General features: G+C 78.3%; 2 protein-coding genes. Both read right to left on the bottom strand.

Features of this window, described 5'->3' with window-relative positions:
• Window positions 1–677 (bottom strand): MFS transporter (locus MHW47_RS35360; RefSeq protein WP_239227899.1); only part of this gene is annotated, 677 nt, incomplete at its 3' end.
• Window positions 674–1,500: ABC transporter permease subunit (locus tag MHW47_RS35355; protein WP_239227898.1), on the bottom strand; the 827-nt coding region annotated here is incomplete at its 5' end. The genes MHW47_RS35355 and MHW47_RS35360, both read right to left, overlap by 4 nt.

Below are 1,500 nucleotides of genomic sequence, written 5' to 3'. Positions count from 1 at the left end.
TCCAGGTATCCGGCGGGGCTGAGCACGGCGTCCGCGTGGCGCAGCAGGCCGCCCAGGCGCCCGCGCCAGCGCGGGGACTCGGCGAGTTCGCGCATGAGGGCGTGCGAGGGCTGGTCGAAGTTGCCGGTGAGGACCGCGGTGAAGACGAGGGCGCCGGCGAGGCAGGCCGCGCGGAAGCCGTCGTCGAGGAGCAGCAGCAGCGACCCGATGAGCGGCCCGAGGAAGGCGCCGGCCTGTCCGGCGGCGGAGAAGCGGGCGAGGACCCGGGCGCGCGGGGTGCCGGTGAGCCGTTCGTGGCGGACGGCTTCGCGCGCGGTCTCGGACTCGACGGCGGGCGAGAAGAGGGCGGCGGCCAGTCCGGTGAGGACGACGGCGCCGATGACGCCGGCGGTGGAGGAGGCGAAGGCGAGCCAGCCGAACCCGGCGATGCGCAGGGCGCAGCCGGCGAGGACGACGGGGCGGGGGCCGTACCGGTCGGTGAGCGCCCCGCCGACGACGAAGAGGCCCTGCTGGCTGAAGGTGCGCAGGCCGAGGACGAGGCCGACGAGCCAGCCGGTCATGCCGAGGCCGGTGCCGAGGTGGGTGGCGAGGTAGGGCAGGACGGCGTAGAAGCCGATGTTGAAGGCGAGCTGGGTGGTGGTGAGGAGGCGCAGGTACGGGGTGGTGGCGGGGCTCATCGGGTGGCGTTCCGGCCGGTCCGGCCCCGCACGGCCGCGGCCGTGAGGACGGTCAGGACGCCGAGAACGGCGAGGGCCGCGGCGGGGGCGAGGACCGGCCAGGGGGCGCGTTCGGCGTAGGGGAGGTTCTCCGAGAGCATGCGCCCCCACTCGGGTGCGGGCGGAGCGGTGCCGAGGCCGAGGAAGCCGAGCGAGGCGAGGGCCAGGGCGAGGGCGGGGACGCGCAGGACGGCGTGCCGGACCACGGGCGGCAGGATGCCGGGCAGCAGGTGGCGGCGCAGCAGGTGGAGTCGTCCCGCGCCGAGGGCGCGGGCGGCGGCGAGGTGGGGGGCCGCGCGTTCCTGGGCGCAGAGGGCGCTGGTGTGGGCGGCGAGCGGGGCCCAGGCGACCGCGGTGACGGCCGCCGCCGCGCTCCACGGTCCGGGCCCGGCGATCCCGGCGACGAGGAGGCCGGTGAGGATCGCGGGCAGGGCGTTGGCGGTCTCGGTGAGCGCGGTGGCGCGCAGGGCTCCCAGGACGAGGCCGATGACGAGGGTGGCGGCGGCGACGGCCAGGGCGGTCAGCACGGTGCGGGCGGCTCCGTGGCCGAGGCGGGCGAGGACGTCGCGCCCGAGGGAGTCGGTGCCCAGGGGGTGGTCGAGGCCGGGGGCGGCGAGGCGGGCGGCGGCGTCGAGGTGGAGGGGGTCGCGCAGGAGCCCGGCGACGGTGGTGGTGGCGAAGAGGGCGGCCAGGAGGAGGGCGCAGGCGATGAGGGGGCGGCCGGCGCGGGCGGCGGGCGGGACCAGGGCGGGCAGGGCGCGGTCGTCCAGGGCGGGGCCGAGGA

Origin of the sequence: Streptomyces sp. OfavH-34-F, from assembly GCF_022347745.1 — a bacterium.
Lineage (GTDB): Bacteria > Actinomycetota > Actinomycetes > Streptomycetales > Streptomycetaceae > Streptomyces.
The sequence above is the reverse complement of the archived record's forward strand: the minus strand, read 5'-3'. Positions and strand labels throughout refer to the sequence as shown.